General features: G+C 68.3%; 23 protein-coding genes and 1 tRNA gene. 19 read left to right on the forward strand and 5 right to left on the reverse strand.

Annotation, left to right across the window (positions count from 1 at the left end; all coding sequences use genetic code 11):
- Genes Q8W67_RS16775 through Q8W67_RS16810 form a run of 8 tightly spaced genes read left to right on the forward strand, consistent with a single transcriptional unit; the run spans nucleotide 1 to nucleotide 3,434 of the window.
- Nucleotides 1-219 carry a hypothetical protein gene (locus tag Q8W67_RS16775; protein WP_305547546.1) on the forward strand — a complete coding sequence of 73 codons (219 nt, stop codon included), beginning with the start codon at nucleotides 1-3 and terminating at the stop codon, nucleotides 217-219.
- Nucleotides 219-530, forward strand: a complete 312-nt coding sequence (locus Q8W67_RS16780) for a hypothetical protein (protein WP_305547548.1) — start codon at nucleotides 219-221, stop codon at nucleotides 528-530. Before Q8W67_RS16775 ends, Q8W67_RS16780 begins: the two co-directional genes overlap by 1 nt.
- Complete coding sequence (locus tag Q8W67_RS16785) at nucleotides 527-922, forward strand: hypothetical protein (protein WP_305547550.1); 396 nt, start codon at nucleotides 527-529, stop codon at nucleotides 920-922. The genes Q8W67_RS16780 and Q8W67_RS16785 overlap by 4 nt, the downstream gene beginning before the upstream one ends.
- A complete protein-coding gene (locus tag Q8W67_RS16790) occupies nucleotides 919-1,257 on the forward strand; it encodes a hypothetical protein (protein ID WP_305547552.1) in 339 nt (112 codons plus the stop codon). Before Q8W67_RS16785 ends, Q8W67_RS16790 begins: the two co-directional genes overlap by 4 nt.
- Nucleotides 1,254-1,544 carry a hypothetical protein gene (locus Q8W67_RS16795; protein WP_305547554.1) on the forward strand — a complete coding sequence of 97 codons (291 nt, stop codon included), beginning with the start codon at nucleotides 1,254-1,256 and terminating at the stop codon, nucleotides 1,542-1,544. Before Q8W67_RS16790 ends, Q8W67_RS16795 begins: the two co-directional genes overlap by 4 nt.
- 5 nt (nucleotides 1,545-1,549) lie before the next feature.
- Nucleotides 1,550-2,266 (forward strand): lambda exonuclease family protein, encoded by a 717-nt coding sequence (locus Q8W67_RS16800; RefSeq protein WP_305547556.1) that lies wholly within the window; start codon nucleotides 1,550-1,552, stop codon nucleotides 2,264-2,266.
- Nucleotides 2,263-2,925 carry a hypothetical protein gene (locus Q8W67_RS16805; protein ID WP_305547558.1) on the forward strand — a complete coding sequence of 221 codons (663 nt, stop codon included), beginning with the start codon at nucleotides 2,263-2,265 and terminating at the stop codon, nucleotides 2,923-2,925. Before Q8W67_RS16800 ends, Q8W67_RS16805 begins: the two co-directional genes overlap by 4 nt.
- Nucleotides 2,925-3,434: a zinc-finger-containing protein gene (locus Q8W67_RS16810; protein ID WP_305547560.1), complete on the forward strand. Its 510-nt coding sequence runs from the start codon at nucleotides 2,925-2,927 to the stop codon at nucleotides 3,432-3,434. Before Q8W67_RS16805 ends, Q8W67_RS16810 begins: the two co-directional genes overlap by 1 nt.
- 71 nt (nucleotides 3,435-3,505) lie before the next feature.
- Here the strand turns inward: Q8W67_RS16810 and Q8W67_RS16815 are convergent, their stop codons facing one another.
- Nucleotides 3,506-4,369: a hypothetical protein gene (locus Q8W67_RS16815; protein WP_305547562.1), complete on the reverse strand. Its 864-nt coding sequence runs from the start codon at nucleotides 4,367-4,369 to the stop codon at nucleotides 3,506-3,508.
- 77 nt (nucleotides 4,370-4,446) lie between these two features.
- Between Q8W67_RS16815 and Q8W67_RS16820 the strand changes: the two genes are divergently transcribed.
- From Q8W67_RS16820 to Q8W67_RS16830, 3 genes are all read left to right on the forward strand, one after another.
- The gene (locus Q8W67_RS16820; protein ID WP_305547564.1) at nucleotides 4,447-5,148 is read left to right on the forward strand and encodes a hypothetical protein; all 702 of its coding nucleotides are present in this window, start codon (nucleotides 4,447-4,449) and stop codon (nucleotides 5,146-5,148) included.
- Between the two features lie 4 nt (nucleotides 5,149-5,152).
- Nucleotides 5,153-5,404 carry a hypothetical protein gene (locus Q8W67_RS16825; RefSeq protein WP_305547566.1) on the forward strand — a complete coding sequence of 84 codons (252 nt, stop codon included), beginning with the start codon at nucleotides 5,153-5,155 and terminating at the stop codon, nucleotides 5,402-5,404.
- Nucleotides 5,405-5,507: 103 nt separating this feature from the next.
- A complete protein-coding gene (locus Q8W67_RS16830) occupies nucleotides 5,508-5,834 on the forward strand; it encodes a hypothetical protein (RefSeq protein WP_305547568.1) in 327 nt (108 codons plus the stop codon).
- Between the two features lie 9 nt (nucleotides 5,835-5,843).
- Here the strand turns inward: Q8W67_RS16830 and Q8W67_RS16835 are convergent, their stop codons facing one another.
- A complete protein-coding gene (locus tag Q8W67_RS16835) occupies nucleotides 5,844-6,095 on the reverse strand; it encodes a PilZ domain-containing protein (RefSeq protein WP_305547570.1) in 252 nt (83 codons plus the stop codon).
- A gap of 190 nt (nucleotides 6,096-6,285) precedes the next feature.
- On the opposite strand from Q8W67_RS16835, the gene Q8W67_RS16840 reads away from it, so the two are divergent.
- Both Q8W67_RS16840 and Q8W67_RS16845 read left to right on the forward strand, forming a co-directional pair.
- Nucleotides 6,286-6,558 carry an AlpA family transcriptional regulator gene (locus Q8W67_RS16840; protein WP_305547572.1) on the forward strand — a complete coding sequence of 91 codons (273 nt, stop codon included), beginning with the start codon at nucleotides 6,286-6,288 and terminating at the stop codon, nucleotides 6,556-6,558.
- Nucleotides 6,555-7,709 (forward strand): integrase, encoded by a 1,155-nt coding sequence (locus Q8W67_RS16845; protein WP_305547575.1) that lies wholly within the window; start codon nucleotides 6,555-6,557, stop codon nucleotides 7,707-7,709. Before Q8W67_RS16840 ends, Q8W67_RS16845 begins: the two co-directional genes overlap by 4 nt.
- Here Q8W67_RS16845 and Q8W67_RS16850 read toward each other — a convergent pair.
- Nucleotides 7,688-7,764, reverse strand: a tRNA-Met gene (locus tag Q8W67_RS16850). The two genes, Q8W67_RS16845 and Q8W67_RS16850, sit on opposite strands and share 22 nt — an antisense overlap.
- A gap of 71 nt (nucleotides 7,765-7,835) precedes the next feature.
- Nucleotides 7,836-9,860, reverse strand: a complete 2,025-nt coding sequence (locus tag Q8W67_RS16855) for an OPT family oligopeptide transporter (RefSeq protein WP_305547640.1) — start codon at nucleotides 9,858-9,860, stop codon at nucleotides 7,836-7,838.
- A 136-nt stretch (nucleotides 9,861-9,996) separates the two neighbouring features.
- On the opposite strand from Q8W67_RS16855, the gene Q8W67_RS16860 reads away from it, so the two are divergent.
- The 5 genes from Q8W67_RS16860 (at nucleotide 9,997) to Q8W67_RS16880 (ending at nucleotide 14,210) form a co-directional block, all read left to right on the forward strand.
- Nucleotides 9,997-10,446 (forward strand): CHRD domain-containing protein, encoded by a 450-nt coding sequence (locus tag Q8W67_RS16860; RefSeq protein WP_305547580.1) that lies wholly within the window; start codon nucleotides 9,997-9,999, stop codon nucleotides 10,444-10,446.
- 73 nt (nucleotides 10,447-10,519) lie between these two features.
- A complete protein-coding gene (locus Q8W67_RS16865; protein ID WP_305547582.1) occupies nucleotides 10,520-10,858 on the forward strand; it encodes a hypothetical protein in 339 nt (112 codons plus the stop codon).
- Between the two features lie 335 nt (nucleotides 10,859-11,193).
- The gene (locus Q8W67_RS16870) at nucleotides 11,194-12,099 is read left to right on the forward strand and encodes an aldo/keto reductase (RefSeq protein WP_305547584.1); all 906 of its coding nucleotides are present in this window, start codon (nucleotides 11,194-11,196) and stop codon (nucleotides 12,097-12,099) included.
- Complete coding sequence (locus Q8W67_RS16875) at nucleotides 12,089-12,835, forward strand: NADPH-dependent F420 reductase (RefSeq protein ID WP_305547586.1); 747 nt, start codon at nucleotides 12,089-12,091, stop codon at nucleotides 12,833-12,835. The genes Q8W67_RS16870 and Q8W67_RS16875 overlap by 11 nt, the downstream gene beginning before the upstream one ends.
- Before the next feature lie 7 nt (nucleotides 12,836-12,842).
- Nucleotides 12,843-14,210, forward strand: a complete 1,368-nt coding sequence (locus Q8W67_RS16880; RefSeq protein ID WP_305547588.1) for an NTP/NDP exchange transporter — start codon at nucleotides 12,843-12,845, stop codon at nucleotides 14,208-14,210.
- Here Q8W67_RS16880 and Q8W67_RS16885 read toward each other — a convergent pair.
- Nucleotides 14,182-14,313 carry a hypothetical protein gene (locus tag Q8W67_RS16885; RefSeq protein WP_305547590.1) on the reverse strand — a complete coding sequence of 44 codons (132 nt, stop codon included), beginning with the start codon at nucleotides 14,311-14,313 and terminating at the stop codon, nucleotides 14,182-14,184. The genes Q8W67_RS16880 and Q8W67_RS16885 overlap by 29 nt on opposite strands.
- A gap of 540 nt (nucleotides 14,314-14,853) precedes the next feature.
- On the opposite strand from Q8W67_RS16885, the gene Q8W67_RS16890 reads away from it, so the two are divergent.
- Nucleotides 14,854-15,273: a hypothetical protein gene (locus tag Q8W67_RS16890; protein ID WP_305547592.1), complete on the forward strand. Its 420-nt coding sequence runs from the start codon at nucleotides 14,854-14,856 to the stop codon at nucleotides 15,271-15,273.
- Nucleotides 15,274-15,308 lie beyond the last annotated feature (35 nt).

The following is a 15,308-nucleotide window of genomic DNA, read 5'->3' on the forward strand; positions in this document are numbered from 1 at the left end:
ATGGCGACCCTCGCTCTCCCCGCCGGCTACACGATCAGCGGCACCCGCGCCGGCTATGCCCTGCGCAGCCCCTACGGCCCCCTCGGCGACGACTTCGATTGCTGGGCCGAAGCCTGTTTCGCCGCCCAGGACCACGCCGAATCCCTCGCGCTGGAGGCCGCCGACGAGCTGGCCGCCATCGCGGATTTCGAAGCCGACCAGTTTCGCGAGGCCGCGTGATGAACGCCTTCCGTGAAGCGCACCGGCATGTCCTGCCGGGTGCAAAAACCATCGCCTCCGCGCAGGTGCCCGACGTCATCGCCTCCCACGCCGAGCGTGAGGCCGACCTCGCAGTGGTGACCGACCATCACGGCATCAACGCCTTCACCGACGAGCTTCTGATGGCCCGCGTCTTCCGCCGCTTCGGCTTGGAGATGCTGACCGAGGACGCCTTGGCGATGCTCGCCCGGGAATACGAGGCGAACGCCGCGCTCCGCGAGCGCATGGACGCCGAGAACCGGGCTCTGACCAAGCTGGCGGGTGCTCGATGAGCTGCGCCGTCCGCTCCGCCCCGGACCATCAGGCGTTCATCGCCCTGGTCGACCGCTACGCCGCCGCGTTCGGCGTCCCGAGCTACAGCGAACTGGTCAGCGCCATCCACGCGCAGGATCAGCGCGCGTCCGAGTTCTACGGCGGCCTGCGCGCCGCCGCCGAGAACGTCCGCGCGGCGCAGATCCTCATCGCCCAGGCCGCCCTCGAGCAGCCGCGCGACGACATGCTCCGGAGCCTCGCCGAGGCGCTGAAGCACGCGACCGCGGCCAGCATGGCGGCCAATATCGCTCTGTTCACCGCCGAGACCCGCGTCGACCTCGACGGGCGCGACGACGTCACAGTGCTCGCCGACGCGCGCACGCGGCTCCGGGCTGCGGGGAGGCGCCGGTGAGGACCGGCCCCGTCACCAACCGCGAGCGCGAGGAGATGCGCTGCCTGCGGGCGCAGCTCGTCTCCGTCGAGGAGATCGGCGCCCAGGTCGGCCGATCCGGTCGCTGTGTCTGGGAGCACGTGAAGGACATGGGCGTCGAGGCGCCCCGTCCAGGCCGGGCCGGCCGCGGCTGCAAACGCACCGACGCCGAGAACGCCCGGCTCCTCGCAGCCGCCCGCGCCGGCCTCTCCCGCGAGGAGATCGGTGCCCGCTTTCGCCTCGCGCCGATCAGCGTCGGCCCGACCCTGTCCCGCCTGCGCAAGGCGCAGCGCACCGCCGGGGAGTCCCGCGCGTGACCCTCGAATCCTTCTCTCCAGCCGAGGCCGTGATGACCCACGCAGTCCTGCCCGCCGAGATGCGCGAGCCCCGCGCCGTCACCCTCGCCCAGCGCGCGACCTTCCTCGGGATCCGGGCGTCCGTGCGTCTCTGCGAGGGCGTCCTGCGTGGGCTCCGCGACGCCGACGGCGCCGTGTTCGCGCTCCTGCTGCCGGCTGGGTCCGCGAGCCTGGATCTGGAGCGGGCCGAGATGCTCGCTGCGGCGATCAACGCCGGGCTCGGCGTCACCGTGCAAGCGGAGGCTTGAGCGCCATGGCCCTGCTCGCCCCCGATACCATCGAGCGCCAGTCCACCGTGCGCATCCACGCCGACCTCTACCAGGGCACCGAGGAGTGGATCGCGGCCCGGTGCGGCATGCTCACCGCCAGCGAGATATCGCTGATCCTCACGCCGACCTTCAAGGCGGCCAAGAACGAGAAGGAGCGCTCGCACCTCTACGAACTGCTCGCCCAGCGGATCACTGGCTTCGTCGAGCCGAGGTACGTCAGCGACGACATGCTGCGCGGCCGCGATGACGAGGTCGAGGCGCTCACGCTCTACGCGAAGCACTACGCCGAGACCGAGACCGTCGGCTTCATCACCAACGACCGGTGGGGCTTCACGCTCGGCTACTCGCCGGACGCGCTGGTCGGCACCGACGGTCTCGTCGAGTGCAAGTCGCGCCGGCAAAAGTACCAGGTCGAGACGTTCCTGGTGGACGTCGCCGAGGGTACGATTCCGAGCGATTACCTGCTCCAGATCCAGACCGGGCTCCTCGTCTCCGAGCGGTCCTGGTGCGACCTGGTCTCGTATTCCGGCGGGCTGCCGCTGGCCGTGATCCGCGCCTACCCGGACGAGACCATCCAGGCCGCAATCCTCTCAGCCGCCGGCGACTTCGAGCAGCGCATCCGGGACGCGATGGGCCGCTACCGCGACGCCATCGCCGGCGCGATCCCGACGAAGCGGATCAACCGGGAGATCCAGCTATGACGGACCTTTCGCAGACGATCGCGCCCAAGAGCGACCAGCTCAACGCTGATGACCTGATCAGCGGCCCACGCACCATCAAGGTGACCCGCGTCTCCGCCATGAAGGAGCCGGACCAGCCTATCGCGATCTACTTCGAGGGCGACAACGGCAAGCCCTACAAGCCGGGCAAGTCGATGCGGCGCGTCCTCGTGCGGGTCTGGGGCAACGACGGCAACGCCTACGCCGGACGGCGGATGACGCTCTACCGCGATGACGCCGTGCAGTTCGGCGGCGTCGCGGTCGGCGGCATCCGGATCAGCCACATGTCGGGGATCACCTCGGCGGTGACGATGGCGCTCACCGAGAAACGCGCGAGCCGCAAGCCCTTCACGGTGAAGCCGCTCGCGGAGGAGCGGGAGGCGGCGCAGCAGACCATCGAGCAGCCCCGGCAGCAGACCGGCCGTGAGCGGCTGATGACGGCCGCGCGGGAGCGAGCCGCAGAGGGTAGCGAGTCCCTGCGCGCGTTCCGGGCCAGCCTCACCGAGCAGCAGGATCGCGCCCTGACTCCGATCCTGGACGAGCTGGACCGGACCGCCTCCTACGCGGACGCGGCCGACGACAGGCCGCCCCTCGACGACGATTTCCCCGGCTTCGCGCCGGCTGATGAGCAGGCTGCGTGATGGCCGCCCCCATCTGCCCGGCGTGTGAGACCACCGCCCGTCTCACCGATGGCCGCGAGATCTACCCGCACCGGCCCGACCTCGCGGACAAGCCGATCTGGGCCTGCATGATCTGCGAGGACACGTACGTCGGCTGCCATCCCGGCATCGAGGATCCGCTGGGATTCCCGGCCGACGCCGCCCTGCGCGAGGCGCGGATGATCCTGCACCATCGCCGGATCGACCCGCTGTGGAAGCACGCGCCGCGCACCGGCGGCTACGGCAACCTCGACATGGCCGGCATCAAGACCGTCCAAAAGGCCGCCCGAGGCCGCGTCTACGGCTTCCTGGCCGCGCGGATGGGGCTGACCCGTGAGACCTGCCACACGGCGATGTTCACGCTGGAGCAGTGCTGCGAGGCTTGGACTGCGCTGGCCGGGGTCTCGTACCGGGAGGTTCGGCACTGGGCGAAGTTCGGCGATGGTCGGAAGCGGCACGCCCCGGCGAGCGGGGAGGGCGTGGCGGCATGAAGCGCTCCCCTATCTCCCCGAAGCGGAGCGAGGCATTTTGTGCAGGCAGCCCGCACAATATATTGTCAAATCTAGCCGTCTCTACTTTCTGCAGACTCGATTGCGCTATCTCTAAGCAATTTAAGCCTTCTGAGCTCGCTGTTAACGAGGGCGTAATCGGCCAATTGCTTCAGTTCTATCTCGCGCTCTCTCCTGTTTATTGCGTCGACGATCGCCCTCATATCGTCATGCAAGCGAAGATCGAAGAGCTGATTTTGCGCCAATGGACGGTCAATACTTTTTTTGACGCTTATCAGTTTCTGATATTCTTGTTTAGATTTCTCAAAAAATTGCGAGGCAGCTTCATGAATTTGCTGAGGCATCCTAGCCTCCTCAAGAAGCTTGAATGCTTTGTCTGCGCTGTCATTAATAGCGTTGAGGTTTCTGTTTATTTCCCCGCTTACGCCGCTCATGTCCTCAGTAGTCGCCTTGCCGTCAAACGCCTCCGCTGCCGCATAGAGTTCAGACTTAGATTTGATAAAATTAAAATTATTGATTGCTTCACATTGTGCCGATGCTGCTTTCTCCATGAGCACGAAAATAGCGGAAATGTAAGATATAAGATCGCTAAGCCGAGAGACTGTCTCAGAAAATATCTGCTTTCTCAGAATTTTTACTTGCGCATCGGTGCCGGTGGCTTGTTTCATCGCTCCGGCAAAGGCAAGCCATCCAGCTATAATCGTTGCGGCGGCTCCAATGATTGCCTGGTATCGGTTGAACCAAAATTCAAAGCATCCTGCCGCATCGCCTACTTTCACGGCTTTGGCTGCTTCCTGGTCCCAGCAGACGCTCTCCATGCTTGTTTCGAGAGCGACCGCCAACAGGATCAGCAGCGCTACGCCGATCCATGGCGCCCAGCGCCGCAACTCGCCCTCACGCACGAAGCCCTTGAACACGTCCAGTCCTCTCGATCGCAGGTCGAGAGCGTAGCAGCGGGCCTAGCCGCATGCATCGGCAAAACCGGGGCCGCGGCATGATCCACTACCACGGCACGCCGATCACGCCCGTGGCGGCGCTCTACCAGCTCGCCGGCCGGCACTTCTGCGTCAGCCACGCCCGGCCGGAGCAGGTCGGCCGAGTTCACGAGATCGGCCAGAGCGTCATGCTCGACAACGGCGCGTTCTCAAAGTGGAAGCGCGGCGCCGAGACCGACTGGCCGGCCTTCTACGCCTGGTGTGACCGCTGGCTCGGATTCCCGACCACTTGGGCGGTGATCCCTGACGTGATCGACGGCGGGTCGCAGCTCCAGGACGCGCTCCTGCGGGAATGGCCCTTCGGCCACCGCGGCGCGCCGGTCTGGCACATGGACGAGCCGCTGCCCCGGCTCCTGCGCTTGTGCTCGAAGTGGCCGCGCGTCTGCATCGGCTCGACCGCGGAGTACCGCAAGGTCATGTCCGACCTCTGGCGTCGCCGGATGGACGAGTGCTGGAACGCGCTCGCCCGCGAGCACCGGCATCTGCCGTGGGTGCACATGCTCCGCGGCATGCAGTGCAGCGGCGAGCCCTGGCCGTTCGCCTCCGCCGACAGCACCGACATCGCGCAGAACCACTGGCGCCCGCAGAACACCCCGCGCGGCATGGCCGACGGCTGGGACGCTCTGCAGACGCCGGGCGCCTGGTCACCCAGGCCCGAGCAGATGGAGCTCGGAGCCTCCTTTCCCATCGCCGCGGAGTAGCAGCATGGCCGAGTCCCGCACCATCACGCGTGAGGGCTTCACCGCCGCCGACCTCGCCGACTGTGCCGAACGCGAGGTCCGCCAGCGTCAGCGCGCCTATCCGCGCTGGGTCGAGGCCGGCCGCATGACACAACAGCACGCCGACCGCCAGACCGCGCTCATGCGGGCGATCGCCCGCAAGCTCCGCGCAGAGGCCGATGCCGAGGGCGCGAAGGGGGATCTGTTCGGCATTGAGGAGGTTCGCCGTGGCTTCTGAGTGCCTACATCCTCTTCATCGAGGCGATGAGGCCTGTCTCCTCGTCTTCGGAGACCGTTCCGGTCGGACGTTCCTTACCCGAGGTATTCTCGTCCCGAGGCTGGTGCGGACCACCTTCCTCGATGAATCGCTTCCTGCTGGCATCCTCTCGGGCAGCAACATCCTCTACGGACGGCGCAACGCCGTCTTTCTCGCCGCCAGTCATCGCGCTCTCCCGGTCTTTCGTGGATACGCAGGACGCTCAGAGCCATGGCGTGACCTGTCGTCCGTGGACGGTAAGAACGCCGTCCAATCGATCTATGTTGAATTGATCGACAAGGTCGCTCGTTCCTTGAGAGCAATCATCTGGCGCCCACCATTTTGCTGCTGGCAGCCGCTCGCCCCGCCCGACGCGCTCGAAGTCGCTACCGTGGAGGTGCGCCATGGGTGAGCGCAGCGTTCAGATGACGAACTTCAAGCCCAGCTTCTGGCCGTCACGCCAAACCACCTCGCAGAGTTGGTTGAGCGATAATCCTGTCGAGATCAGACGGAATGTTTCCGGAGCCGTCATGTCGGGTTCCAGTTCGATCATCGCTCCGGATCTAGCGATATCCCAAACGAGGCAATCGCAGTGCTCTTGCGGGTGGCCGAAAGCGAGCTGCCCTGTCTTTAGGGCGTGGCTGCGTGGCTCGTTTCTGCGTTCTTCGGCCACTGTTCGACTCCGAATCATCAGAAATCAGACTATCGGCCGAGGTATTAAGTCCGGCTTTGTTTCCGGAGCTGTTTTCGACGCAATCGATGCGCTCGACATCGCGGGGGCGGCATGAGCGCGGCGATTGACTGGAAGCGCGGTGCATTTGTCCAGGCGCGCGACGCCGGACTTAAGGGGCAGGGAGGGGATAGTGCCGCGTAGCGCTCGTGCACAGGAGCGGCCCGAGCGGCTCGCGCTACCGTTCGCTCCGAAGGGGCTCTCCCGATTGGAAGCTGCCCGCTACGTCGGCGTGTCGACGACCACCTTCGACGAGATGGTGCGCGAGCGCCTGATGCCGCGGCCAAAGCTGGTCGGCACTCGCGTGCTGTGGGATCGCGCGCAGATCGACCTGTTCTTCGAGGCACTTCCGGAACGCGAGGCGTCGCAGGAGAGCGACGAGGAGATCCTGGAGAGGCTCGGGTGACGCGCGTCCGGGTAAAGGGGTTCAAGATCTTTGCGGACCGGCACGGAGCCATGCGGTGTTACCACCGGGCGACCGGCGAGAAGATCGACCTGAAGAAGGCGCCGCTCGGCTCCGCGGCCTTCTTCAACGAGGTCGCGCGGATCGGCCGTAGCGCAGAGGCGGCGGCTGCACCGAAGGCCGGTACGCTCGGCAGTCTCATCGCAGCCTACCGGGCGCACACAGCCTTCACCGACCTCGCACCGCAGACACGCGCCGACTACCAAAAGGTCCTCGACTATCTGAAGGACATCGACGGCACGGACCTGCAGCGCTTTACGCGTCCCTTCGTCGTGAAGGTCCGGGATCGTGCGGCCGAGCGGAAGGGCCGGCGGTTCGGAAACTATGTGAAGGCGGTCCTGTCTCTGCTGTTCGCATGGGGCTCGGAGCGCGGCCACCTGCCGGCCAACACGGCCGCCGGCATCAAGGATCTGCGCAAGAAGAAGGGCGAACCCGACGCGAATCGGCCATGGTCGGACGCCGAGCGCGAGGCCGTGCTGGCCGGCGCCCCGCCGCATATCCTCACCCCTGTGGCCCTGATGATGTTCACCGGTCTCGGGCCGAAGGATGCGCTCACCCTGCCTCGCGCGGCGTACCGGGACGGTGAACTGTCGACGAGCCGCTCGAAGACGGGCGAGCCGGTGTTCTGGCCGGCACCGCTGCCGCTTGCGATGATCCTGGCTGCAGCCCCGGAGCACACCGCGCCGACGCTGTGCGCCAACTCGGAAGGCAAGCCCTGGACGCTCAGCGGATTCCGAGCCTCCTGGCGGCCGATCCGGATGCGGCTGGAGGAGGCGGGGAGGGTGCAGCCTGGGCTGACACTCTACGGCCTTCGTCACACCCTCGCGGTGGTCCTGCGGGAGATCGGGCACGACGAGCGAGCGATCGCGGACGCGCTTGGACAGCGCACGATCGAGATGGCTCGGCATTATGCGAAGGGGGCCGATCTAGCGCCGAAGATGCGGGCGTTAGTGGCTACGCTCGACGCCGAATTCGCCCGCCGGAGCGAGGAGAGGCGTCAAACCGAAGCCGAACAAGTGTCAAACCGGAAAAGAGACTATCCGGCCGATGTCAGTAAAAACAAAGACTTAAATGGTAGCGAGGGAGGGATTTGAACCCCCGACACAAGGATTATGATTCCTCTGCTCTAACCAGCTGAGCTACCCCGCCCCAAGCCGCGCCTGTCCCGAAAGGGATCGCGCGTCCAGCGGGCGGGGTATAGGGAGGGCAGGCGCGGGCTGTCAACGGTCTTGCGCGCGCAATTCGCCGGTGCCGGCGGCTGCGGACTTCAACGGGGCTTCGAAGGGTCCGCGGATGAGCCGGGCCGTCACCGCAAGTCCCACGGCGAAAGCGCCGAGCCCGAGATACGGCGCGGCCTCGGCAATGCCCGGGCCGGCCAGGCTCAGCGTGGACGACCGGCCGGAGGCCGCGTCGATGGCGGTCAGCGCGATGCCGACGAAGCTCTCGCCGACCAGGAACCCGGATGCGATCAGAACACCCCGGCGGCGGGAAGCCTCCACGAGCTCCGGACCGGCGCCGCGCCGGCGCATGGAGCGCTCGCACAGGAAGCCGAGCACGCCACCGACGCCGATGGTCATCTCGACGGAGAGCGGCAGGTACATGCCGATCCCGACGGTGAGCGCCGGGAAGCTGAATGCCCGCCGCTTGAGCACGACCTCGAGGCCGACCATCGCGGCGCCGAGGATGCAGCCGAGCAGCAGCATCGGCCACGGCAGCGTGCGCGCCACGATGCCGTCGGCGATCTGGGTCACCAAGGAGGCCTGGGGCACGGTGAGCGCCAGGGCCGGGTCCATGCCGGACCGCGGCATGGACCCGACGAAGCCGTAGGCGCCGTAGAGCAGCGACAGAAGCGGCACGATCACCACCGAACCCACGGCGACGCCGACGATCAGGACGAGCTGCTGACGCCAGGGCGTCGCGTCGACGATCTGACCGGTCTTGAGATCCTGCAGGTTGTCGTTGGCGATGGAGGCTGCCGTGACGATCACCGAGGCTGCGAGCAGCACCAGGGCCACCGTGACGCGCCGCGCATCGGGGCCGACGGCCTGCCCGAGGATCAGCGGAAGGAGCAGGGCGCCGACCATGGCGGTCAGGATCCCGATCCCGGAGATCGGGCTGGTCGAGGAGCCGAGCAGGCCCGCGAGATAGCCGCAGACCGCCGCCATCGCGGCGCCGAAGGCCACGCAGAACAGCAGCGACGCTGCCGCCACGCTGACCAGCGTCGGGCCCGCGATGCCGAGATCCGCCGCGAACCGGGTGAACAAGGCCCCCAGGGGGACGCACAGGGCGAGGCCGGCCCCGAGCACGAGCGCCAGCGGCAGGTCGCGCTCCTGCCGGGAGGCGGCGCGCGCGGGGCGTCCGGCGGCTGCGGCCGCGCGGATGCTGCGGGCGATCGGCCGGACCAGGGTGGCGACGGTCCAGAACCCGCCGACCGCGATGATGCCGGCGCCGACGAGCCGCACCTGCCCCGCCCAGACGGCCTGGGCGGCCTCGCCGGGCGATAGCCCTGGCTGGGGGGCTAGGGCGGTGAGAACCGGGACCATGATGCCCCAGGCCACGACCACGCCGGTCAGCAGGGCGAGGCAGGCGCCGATCCCCACGAGGTAGCCGACCCCGACCAGCGCCAGCGAGAAGCCGCTCCCGATGCTGAACGCGGCGCCGCCCAGGCTGAAGGCCGTGAGCACGCCGTCCGCCAGTAGGCGCAGCCCGTTCGTCGCGAATGCGACGAGGCCCGAGCCCGCAGCGGCGCCCAGCAGAGTGGCGAGGCCGCGATCGTCCGAGTCCGTATGCCCGGCGCGCAGGACCTCGGCCGCGGCGACACCCTCGGGATATGGGAGATCGCTGCCCACTACGAGGGCCCGGCGCAGCGGGATCGAGAATGCGACGCCGAGCCAGCCGCCGATCAGGCAGACGAGGCTCGTCTCCCAGAACGGGAAGCCATGCCAGTGCCCGATCAGCACCAGCCCCGGCAGGACCAAGATGACATTGCACAGGGTGCCGGCGGCCGACGCCTGCGTCTGCACGATGTTGTTCTCGAGGATGCCGGCGCCTCCCACGAACCGGAGCGCGCCCATCGAGATCAGCGCGGCCGGGATCGACGAGGAGAAGGTCATCCCGGTCTTGAGACCCATGTAGATGTTGGCGGCCATAAAGACGACCGTGATGAGCGCGCCCAGCACGAGGCCGCGCACCGTGATCTCGCGTCCGTGCTCGGTCGCCGGGGCACCCGCCTCCATCACCGCCATCGCGTCCCCGCCGCTGAACCGTCGTGGGACGACACCACGTCCTGCGGCCGAGGACAACGCGATGGCCGGCGTCGGCACGTCCCCTATCTTGCGACACGTGGCCTCGCCTCGGGGCCGTGACGCCCAGGAGCGTTCGATGACACGCCTTGCCCGCACCAGCCTCGCCGCCCTCCTCGCCCTGGCGGCACCCGCGCCATTCGCCTGTTCAGCCGCCTGGGCTGCGGGGTCGAGCATGACCTACAAGGCCACCCTCGACGGCGGCAGCGAGGTTCCGGCCACGCAGTCGAAGGCTACCGGCCAAGTCACCGCGACCTACGATCCGGCCACCAAGCGCCTGAGCTGGAACGGGACCTACAGCGGTCTGACCGGCCCGGTCACCGCCGCGCATTTCCACGGCCCGGCCAAGGCCGGCGAGAATGCGGGCGTGCTCGTGCCGGTGACCGCCACCAGCAGCCCGTTCTCCGGCGAGGCGACCCTGGACGATTCCAAGGCCGCCGATCTCGAGGCTGGCAAGATCTACTTCAACGTCCACACCGCGGCGAACCCGAAGGGTGAGATCCGCGGACAGGTCGAGATGGCGCACTGACACGTCGCCGGGCCTCGACGCACGCGCGCGCGCTCGGTAGGCGGGTCTTCCCGACCCGCCGCCGGAGGTGCCGATGAAGCAGATCGAGGCCATCATCGCCTGGACGCCCGCCCGCTGGGCGGAGCTGAGGCCAGACACCGCCGGGCAGGTTGTCGTGGTGCCTGCGCCCGACGTGGCAGGGGCGGCGAAGCGCTACATGATGCGGGCGGGCGCGAGTTCCTCAGCGCTCGCCGGCCTTTCGGAGGAGGCTCGGATCGCCCGCCTGTTCATCGACTTCCAGACGCTCGTGGTGCGCGACGGCATCGACCCGCAGGCCGCGCACCGCGCCTTCCTGGCCATCGACGAGTATCGGTTCCGCATCGCTCCGGACACCGAGGGTGCCGAGTTCGAGGACCCGCCCGAGGAGGATTAGGCACAGAAGCGACGACCGTCGCGGAGCGGGCTGTTCTCGCGCCGCCCCTGTGGCGGACGCGTGCAGCCCCACCGGAATGCGACCTCGGACCTCGCACGGATGACGGGAAGCGTCCACTCGCGACGACGTCGCTTCTCGATCGTGCGGCTGGGCAGCGCGGCGTCGGCCGGATCCCGGATCGTCTGCCCCTGACGGTCTAAGCGTCCCTGAAAGGGCGGGTCCTGTCGCGGATGACGGCCTATCCGGCGCTCGCGCAAGCGTGAGAATAAAGAATGCACATGGCTCGGACGGCGCCCTATCTCCCGATGCTGTCCTGAACACGCCGGAGGCCGGCCATGCCCGTATCGCGTCGCGCCGTCATCGCGGCGGCGGCCCTCGCGCCGCTCGCCACCCGTCCCGCCCGGGCCGCGGAGCTCCTGATCCGGCGACCGATCCCGTCCACCGGGGAGATGCTGCCGGCGATCGGGATCGGCACGTCGCGTCGCTATGAGGTCGAGCCGACGCCCGACACGGTCGCGCCCCTGCGTGAAGCGGTGCAGACCTTCGTATCGCTCGGCGGCTCGATGATCGACACCGCGCCGAGCTACGGCACCGCCGAGGACGTGCTGGGCATGATCCTGGCGGAACCCGGGCTGCGCCAGAAGATTTTCCTGGCCACCAAGGTCGACACCCAGGGCCGCGACGCCACGCTCGCCGAGTTCGAGCGGTCGCTGAAGCGGATGAAGGTCGATACGATCGACCTCGTGGCCGTCCATAACCTGATCGACGCGGGCGAGAACCTCGCGGTGTTGCGCGACCTGAAGCGCGGCAAGCGGATCCGCTACATCGGAGTCACGGTCTGGCGCGACGGCCAGCTCGATGCCCTCGAGGCCGTGATGAAGCGGGAGACCCTCGACTTCATCCAGGTGAATTACGCCATCGACAATCGGGCCGCGGCCGAGCGCGTGATCCCGCTCGCCGCCGACCGGGGCGTGGCCGTGATGACCAACGTCCCCTTCGGCCGCGACCGCCTGTTCAAGGCGGTCCAGGGCAAGGAGCTGCCGCCCGTGGCGACGGACCTCGGCTGCGCGAGCTGGCCGCAGTTCTTTCTCAAATACGTGCTCGCCAACCCGGCCGTGACCTGCCCGATTCCCGGCATGGCGAAGGCCGCTTACGTCGAGGACAACCTCGGCGCCGCACGGGGCCGGCTCCCGGACCCAGCCCAGCGCAAGCAGATGGAGACGTTCATCGATGCGGTCTGATCGCACCCCGCGGCGCGCCGCGCTCGCCATCGCCCTCGCCAGCCTCCTCACGGCATCCGCGATGCCGGCCCTGGCGCAGGAACATCCCAAGAAAATCCGGATCGGGGTGATCGGGGCCGGCAATATAGGCGGGACGATCGGGAGCCTGTGGGTCAAGGACGGCCACGAGGTGATGTTCGCCTCGCGCCATCCGGAGACCCTGGCGCCGATGATCGCGGAACTGGGGCCGAAGGCCAGGGCCGGGACGCCCGAGGAGGCGATCACGTTCGGCGACGCGGTGTTCGTGGCGGTGCCCTACAAGGCCTATCCGGACCTCTCGAAGGATCTCGCGTCCTCGCTCGCCGGCAAGGTCGTGCTCGACGCCGGCAACGCCACGCAGAAGCGCGACGGCGCCCTCTTCGACGAGGTTCAGGCGAACGGGATCGGCACGACCTCGGCCAAGTACTTTCCGGGCGCGAAGCTGGTCCGGGCGTTCAACGCCGCCAACTACAAGATCTTCGCCAAGGCGGGCGCCAATGGCGGCAAGGACCGACCCGGCGGCCGAATGGCGATCCCGATCGCCGGGGACGATCCCGCGGCGCTGAATGTGGCCGAGGGCCTGGTCCGCGACGCCGGGTTCGATCCGGTTGTGGTCGGCCCGCTCAAGGACGCCGACAAGTTCGCCATAACCTCCCCGGGCTTCGGCCACGAGGCCACCGCGCCGGAACTGCGCGAGAAGCTCGGGTTGGGGAAGTGAGAGACGCGTGGCTGAGGACTCGATTCCCCGCGGCCCGCTCGCGCGCCTGATCGATATCCGCTCCGGCGAGGGCCAGGCGCTCGCTTGGTCCTGGGCGTACATCTTCTCGATCCTGGCGGCCTATTACGTGCTGCGCCCGATCCGCGACCAGATGGGCGTGGCCGGGGGCATCGAGAACCTGCCCTGGCTGTTCACCGCGACGCTGGTCGGCATGCTCGCCCTGAACCTGCCCTTCGCCTACCTGGTGAAGCGCATGCCGCGGGCGCGGTTCGTGCCGATCACCTACCGGTTCTTCGCGGCCAACATCCTGGCCTTCGCGCTGACGCTCTGTCTGGCGCCGCCGGAATGGGGCATCTGGATCGGGCGGGTGTTCTTCGTCTGGCTGTCGATCTTCAACCTGTTCGTGGTCTCGATCTTCTGGGCCACCATCGTCGACGTTTTCTCGAACCAGCAGGGCAAGCGCCTGTTCGGCTTCATCGCGGCCGGGGCGACGCTGGGCGCCATCGCGGGCTCGGCCACGACCGCAATCCTCGCCAAGAACGTACCCACCTGGGGCCTGATGCTCTGCGCGGTGGTGCTCCTCGAAGCGGCCGTGTTCTGCATGCGCGGGCTCGCGGCCCTGTCGGCGCGGCTCCACGCGGTGCCGGGCAGCGGCGATTCGGCCAATGACGGCCAGGACCGCACCATCGGCGGCGGGGTGCTCGCCGGCGTCACCCGCACCCTGGCTTCGCCTTACTTGCTGAACATCTCGCTGTTCCTGCTGCTGTTCTCGGTCACCTCGACCTTCCTGTATTTCGAGCAGGCGGGCATCGCCAAGCGCAGCTTTCCGGACCGGGGCGCGCAGACCGCCTTCTTCGCGAGCGTCGACCTCGCGGTGAACGTGCTGACGCTGGGCGTGCAGATTTTTCTGACCGGGCGGATCGTGAACCGCCTCGGCGTCGGGCTGACCCTCGCCCTGCTGCCGGCCTTCAGCGTGCTGGGCTTCGCCGCGCTCGCGGTCTCGCCGACCATCGGGGTGATCGTGGCGTTCCAGGTCCTGCGGCGGGCCGGCAACTTCGCCATCGCCCGGCCGGTCCGGGAGGTGCTGTTCACCGTGGTCCCGCGGGAGGACCGCTACAAGGCCAAGAGCTTCATCGACACGGTGGTGTATCGCCTGGGCGATCAGGTGGGGGCATGGTCCTTCACCGGCATCCAGGGGCTCGGGTTCGGCAGCACCGGCATCGCCGGGGCGGCGGTGCCACTGTCCCTGGCATGGCTGATCAACAGCCTCTGGCTCGGCCGGACCCAGGACCGGCGCCGGGCCGCGCAGGATCAGAGCGCCACCGCGATCCCCGGCGACGGGCCGCTCAGCCGCGCCGCCGCGCCCGAACGGTGACGGGCCGCAGGGCGGGACGTATCGCCGCCATCCGCGTCAGGGCACCCAGCGCCAGGGCGCCCGAGAGGGCGGCCGCGACTTCGACAACGACCTGGCTCGTCATGGGAGACCCTCCGAACAGGTGAGGAAAGAATGTCCGCCCGCGGGCTAACGAGCCGTTAACCCGCGGGCGGACATTCGGCCATGTTAAGCTCCGGTTTACCATGAGGCGCGAGGTCTCGGGGTCTGCTCCGCAGGAAGGACGAGACGTCATGACGTGCGAGGCTGCTCCGGACCGACGGCTCTGCGCCCAGACGCTCGTGCTGCTCGCCCTCCTGGCCAGCGCGCCGCTCCCGGCTTGCGCGGAGGAGGCGTTGTTCATCCGCATCCGGCCGCTGCCGGAGGCCGGATCGGACGAGGGCGCGCGCGCCGCCCGGGAGGCCCTCTGGGCGCGCCGGCAGGCCCATGCCCGCGCGATCATCGAAACCGTCTGCACCGGCTGTCTCGGGCCGTGGGAGCCCGCGGCCGAGGTGTCCCCCACTCCGCCCCCGCGCCCCATGCCGGCCAGGATTGCGGACCTTACTGCGCCGGCAGGGCTTGAAACTGATACCGGCTCCGGGGCATCCGGGCCGGCACCCGACTCATCGACTCCCGAGAGGCAACCATGACGCAAGCGCACCCGACCAGCGGCGCCGAGCCCGAAGTCGATTGCCCCGTGAGCCTCGAGGTTCTGGGCGAGGTCTACCGGGCCGACGAGTTCGACCTGCCGATGATCCTCGAGACGATCCCGCCGCTGAAGCGCGCCCAGCTCGCCGCCTACCTTTACGGCAAGAGCCACATGCACAAGCTCGGTCTCAAGGTCGCCCGCTCCTGCGACCGGGAGGACCTGATCCGGGTCGCCGGCGAGATCGGCTCGGTGATCCACGGTCAGGCGCACCTGAAGCCCGCCAAGCCGGTGCCGACGGCCGCGCCAGAGCTGCGCGCAAAAACCCTGCCGGGCCAGAAGAAGGTCAGCCTCGCCGGCGCCCCGGCCAAGCCCGCGATCAGCCTGGGCGGGTCGGCCAAGGTCCGCAATTTCGACTGACTGCGCCGCTTTGGCGCGCGCCTTGCGCGATGATC

Source organism: Methylobacterium sp. NEAU K, from assembly GCF_030700285.1.
In the GTDB taxonomy this organism is placed as follows: Bacteria; Pseudomonadota; Alphaproteobacteria; order Rhizobiales; family Beijerinckiaceae; genus Methylobacterium.

What these genes read in the sequence shown, in the direction of transcription:
- Q8W67_RS16780 (WP_305547548.1), top strand. Translation starts at nt 219, where the DNA reads ATGAACGCCTTCCGTGAAGCGCACCGGCATGTCCTGCCGGGTGCAAAA.
- Q8W67_RS16805 (WP_305547558.1), top strand. Translation starts at nt 2,263, where the DNA reads ATGACGGACCTTTCGCAGACGATCGCGCCCAAGAGCGACCAGCTCAAC.
- Q8W67_RS16870 (WP_305547584.1), top strand. Translation starts at nt 11,194, where the DNA reads ATGCCCGTATCGCGTCGCGCCGTCATCGCGGCGGCGGCCCTCGCGCCG.
- Q8W67_RS16825 (WP_305547566.1), top strand. Translation starts at nt 5,153, where the DNA reads ATGGCCGAGTCCCGCACCATCACGCGTGAGGGCTTCACCGCCGCCGAC.
- Q8W67_RS16865 (WP_305547582.1), top strand. Translation starts at nt 10,520, where the DNA reads ATGAAGCAGATCGAGGCCATCATCGCCTGGACGCCCGCCCGCTGGGCG.
- Q8W67_RS16800 (WP_305547556.1), top strand. Translation starts at nt 1,550, where the DNA reads ATGGCCCTGCTCGCCCCCGATACCATCGAGCGCCAGTCCACCGTGCGC.
- Q8W67_RS16885 (WP_305547590.1), bottom strand. Translation starts at nt 14,313, where the DNA reads ATGACGAGCCAGGTCGTTGTCGAAGTCGCGGCCGCCCTCTCGGGCGCC.
- Q8W67_RS16785 (WP_305547550.1), top strand. Translation starts at nt 527, where the DNA reads ATGAGCTGCGCCGTCCGCTCCGCCCCGGACCATCAGGCGTTCATCGCC.
- Q8W67_RS16810 (WP_305547560.1), top strand. Translation starts at nt 2,925, where the DNA reads ATGGCCGCCCCCATCTGCCCGGCGTGTGAGACCACCGCCCGTCTCACC.
- Q8W67_RS16890 (WP_305547592.1), top strand. Translation starts at nt 14,854, where the DNA reads ATGACGCAAGCGCACCCGACCAGCGGCGCCGAGCCCGAAGTCGATTGC.
- Q8W67_RS16820 (WP_305547564.1), top strand. Translation starts at nt 4,447, where the DNA reads ATGATCCACTACCACGGCACGCCGATCACGCCCGTGGCGGCGCTCTAC.
- Q8W67_RS16775 (WP_305547546.1), top strand. Translation starts at nt 1, where the DNA reads ATGGCGACCCTCGCTCTCCCCGCCGGCTACACGATCAGCGGCACCCGC.
- Q8W67_RS16855 (WP_305547640.1), bottom strand. Translation starts at nt 9,860, where the DNA reads ATGGCGGTGATGGAGGCGGGTGCCCCGGCGACCGAGCACGGACGCGAG.
- Q8W67_RS16860 (WP_305547580.1), top strand. Translation starts at nt 9,997, where the DNA reads ATGACACGCCTTGCCCGCACCAGCCTCGCCGCCCTCCTCGCCCTGGCG.
- Q8W67_RS16875 (WP_305547586.1), top strand. Translation starts at nt 12,089, where the DNA reads ATGCGGTCTGATCGCACCCCGCGGCGCGCCGCGCTCGCCATCGCCCTC.